Annotated in this window: 3 protein-coding genes; 1 reads left to right on the top strand and 2 read right to left on the bottom strand. The window is 55.8% G+C overall.

Features of this window, described 5'->3' with window-relative positions:
- Window positions 1-104 precede the first annotated feature (104 nt).
- Complete coding sequence (locus tag ABJK70_RS22150; RefSeq protein ID WP_077728985.1) at window positions 105-674, bottom strand: PEP-CTERM sorting domain-containing protein; 570 nt, start codon at window positions 672-674, stop codon at window positions 105-107.
- A gap of 720 nt (window positions 675-1,394) precedes the next feature.
- Entirely contained in the window at window positions 1,395-2,762 is a 1,368-nt protein-coding gene (locus ABJK70_RS22145; protein WP_077728984.1) for a nucleotide pyrophosphatase/phosphodiesterase family protein, read from the bottom strand.
- Window positions 2,763-2,935: 173 nt separating this feature from the next.
- Between ABJK70_RS22145 and ABJK70_RS22140 the strand changes: the two genes are divergently transcribed.
- Window positions 2,936-3,430 (top strand): hypothetical protein, encoded by a 495-nt coding sequence (locus tag ABJK70_RS22140; RefSeq protein WP_347259155.1) that lies wholly within the window; start codon window positions 2,936-2,938, stop codon window positions 3,428-3,430.
- Window positions 3,431-3,456 lie beyond the last annotated feature (26 nt).

Below are 3,456 nucleotides of genomic sequence, written 5' to 3'. Positions count from 1 at the left end.
TGCATGGACATCGCCATAATCCTTATCTCCCCTCAGATTTAGTAGGCGGCAGGTGTAGACGAGCCGCTTTTGTCACTGCCAACAATCCGGCAGCGGAAAAATGGCTACGGCTTGGAAAGCTCGCGTTGGCTGCGCCGGGTCCGAAACCAGGTCAATCCGAACAGTCCTACGAGCAGCAACGCGGGAACCGCGGGTTCTGGGATCGCTTCACCGAACGGTCTGGTGCGCCCGGCTTCGAGGATGTCGAAGTTGGCATCGTAAATCGCAAAGCTTTGCCCACCCGGGGCTCCGGTCCCGGGCCAGACAAAGTTGACGCTGAAATAAGTATCGGGAAGATTCGGTAGAACCGGCGAAACGGCGACGATCTCGGCATAAAAACGGCCGTCGTCCGGCAGGACCGGGTCGGGCTGAAGGAGGACGACCGTCCAGTCGCCATTGGGCGCCAGCGGATCGCTCAAGTCGCCCGCCTGGTAGCCCTCGCTCAGATTGAAGAACACATCGAACCCCACGGCCGATCCGGGCAAGCCGCTAACGTCATAGCGGTATTGCCAGAGATCCTGACCGACCACGCTGTCGGCGAGATCGATCGCCTGATAGCGAATCACCGTCGCACTTGCATTCGAACCAGAACAGATAAGGAGCAAGCCAAGACTGGCTTTTAGAAGACTTTTCATCCGGATCCTTCCCCAATCAAAGCGGACAAAATGGGCTTGTTCGTAGACGCCCTATGGTTGGCGCTCGAAACCCGTCGACGTCACTCCGAGCGAGCGGCCTACCGGGATAAGCGCTTATTACCGTCGAACATCAGAAGCGTACGGACGACTCAAATGACTTGCCGACCATAACTGCCTCATGTACAAGGCAAGGCCTGTGCCATAAATGCAACAGATATGATAATAAATTGATTTTATGGAGCTTTTTGTGTGATGCAGGGAACTTTAGCAACTCAGGTCCCTTATCGGCCGGCGAGACCGTAAAAGATTTCGACACTCGCGGTGAGGTTTTTTAACGAGTGTTCTCAGACTGATACACCTAAGCACATGTTTGTATTGAAGATTGAGCACGCCGCACCGAACTCTGGTATGTAAAAATTTTTGACATTGCAACTCCGGTTTAAGCCACCTCGATAGCCGAGAGTGCCGGAACTTCCGTTGCCACCCCGCCCCGTACATCACCGCTCGTGGTTATCGCCTGATTCAATAGGGCCCGGCCCCCGGCTTGCCTAAGGGCGAAGATCGCGCCCCCGACGATCATGTGCGAACGACTGAGATAACCGGAAGAATGAACGCCGAAGTTTCAAATGAAGAAATGATGGTGAGCTATGCCGGAGGCGAACCCATGACCATGGACCGGTAGACCCTAAATCCAGTGAATGGCTTCTACGGAAGCCGCTGTCAATTAAGGCTATTCAATATCAGTTGTTTAATTCCGGTTATCGGCAACTGATCAACCGCAAAGTCGCGCCGGGAAGAGATCAAAACGGGATTCAAGTCAGCCGATTGGTGGCACCGGCCATGAGTGCCCTTAACCAGGTCCGGTTTGAGTGGAATCACATCCATCAACATTCGGAAGCCTAGTTGCTTTTGGAGCAGCCGAAACCCAATTTTGAGCTTTGGCCACCGGATGTCCGGATCGACGAAAAGCTCCACCGGATCGTAGCCCGGCTTGCGATGGATATCGACCGTACGGGCAAAGTCAGGACTCTTCGCATCGTCCTGCCAATAGTAATAGCTGAACCAATGCCCGGGTTCGGCGATGGCGATCAATTCCCCGGAGCGCGGATGATCCAGGCCCATTTCGGCTTTTCCCTGCTCCGCCAGTACTCGCTCGATACCCGGTACCGTGCCAAGCAAGCGTTCCACGGCAGGACTGTCCGAAGCGTTCCGCACGTAGACATGGGCTATCTGATGATCGGCCACGGCGAAGGCGCGCGACGCGCCGAAGTCCAGCAACTCGTAGCCGAGGGTCTCGCGCACGGAGATGTAACCCTGTTCGCGCAAAACTTTATTGATATGGACACAGCCCGTGGCCGGCTCGATGCCGTACTCGGAGACCACCATAACATCGGCTCCCTGAGCCCTAACGTGGTCGATCAAGTCTCCCGCGACGGCATCGATGGCGCGGACGTCTTCCCATATTCGCGGATCGGCCGGCCCGAGGCGCTGAAGGTTGTAATCCAGGTGCGGCAGATACACCAGTTGCAGTTTGCAGGGATGATGGTCGAACGTCCATTTGGCGGCATTTGCGATCCAGCTCGACGATCGTAAGTCCGCCGCCGGGCCCCAAAAGTTAAACATCGGGAAAGGACCCAATTCGGCTTCGATCCTCCGGTGCAGATCTGCGGGATTCGAGTAAAGCGCCGGAATTTTCCGCCCATCCGCGGGATAAATGGGGCGTGGGGTAACAGAGTACTCCACGTCAGCGTACATGTTGTACCACCAGAAGAGTTGAGCGCAGCTGAAATCGCGGATGGACATTTTCGCTGCATCCCAAACCTTCTCGCCATGGACGAGATGATTGGACTGACGCCAGAACCATACTTCGGCAAGATCGCGAAAATACCAGCCGTTGGCGACTATTCCGTGCTCCCGGGGAAGGGAACCGGTCAGCATCGATGCTTGGGCGGTACACGTCACGCCCGGAAAAACCGGCTCCAAATTAGCGACAAATCCATCCGTAATCAGCCGGTTCAAATGTGGCGTGTGCTCGCCCAAGAGCGAAGGATTAAGCCCAACGATATCGATCACAACCAGTCGTTTCATGGTTTAGCATCAATCATTAATAACGAGAAATTTGGAGCTTAAGCTCAAGAACTTAACTTCACAACGGATGAATAAGGACCAGTCGGAGCAATGGCGATATGGGTACGGAGTCCCGAAAATCAATTGAGAACAAACACCCAGACCGAACAGGTTGTATCCGTGCGATCTTTCAGATGTATGCGGGTGGACATCGCTATACCACCCTGGTCAAGACCCTGAGCGGCGATCCAACCGATGCTGCGTCGGCGGCGCTATCTCGGGTGAATCCCGTTTGGCGAGTACCGAAACACCCGTCAGGGCGGATCGGCGAAGAAGCGGATGCCCCAGGCGGACCATCTCGAAATCCGTCGGCCCGAAGCTCGCCATCGTATCTCAAGACCTCCGGGATGAAGTCCAGGCCGGCTCGAAGCGGCGCCCCAAAATTATCTCAAAGCGACCGGAGGCGAGCGCTTCTATCGCCCCGATCCCCGAAGGAATCGAAGTATCTTCTCTCGAGCCTGGCCTGCAGCAGTCTTTGCGGGAGCAACATCGCGGCCTTGGGCGGCAAGCGGAATCACTACTACTATGACTGTTCGTACCACCACAGCCGCGGCGCCAGCGTCTGCGTGAACGATCACAAAGTCCGGGTGGAGACGCTCGATCAGGAGATCCTGTCCGGTCCCGGGTGACGATTCTCACGTCCGAGGCGATCGAT

The sequence above is a fragment of the Methylocaldum sp. genome, assembly GCF_039794385.1.
Classification (GTDB): domain Bacteria; phylum Pseudomonadota; class Gammaproteobacteria; order Methylococcales; family Methylococcaceae; genus Methylocaldum.
This window is presented reverse-complemented; position numbering and strand designations above follow the sequence as displayed.

Excerpts from the sequence above, each read along its gene's own strand:
- ABJK70_RS22150 (WP_077728985.1), bottom strand. The coding sequence starts at position 674 with ATGAAAAGTCTTCTAAAAGCCAGTCTTGGCTTGCTCCTTATCTGTTCT.
- ABJK70_RS22145 (WP_077728984.1), bottom strand. The coding sequence starts at position 2,762 with ATGAAACGACTGGTTGTGATCGATATCGTTGGGCTTAATCCTTCGCTC.
- ABJK70_RS22140 (WP_347259155.1), top strand. The coding sequence starts at position 2,936 with ATGTATGCGGGTGGACATCGCTATACCACCCTGGTCAAGACCCTGAGC.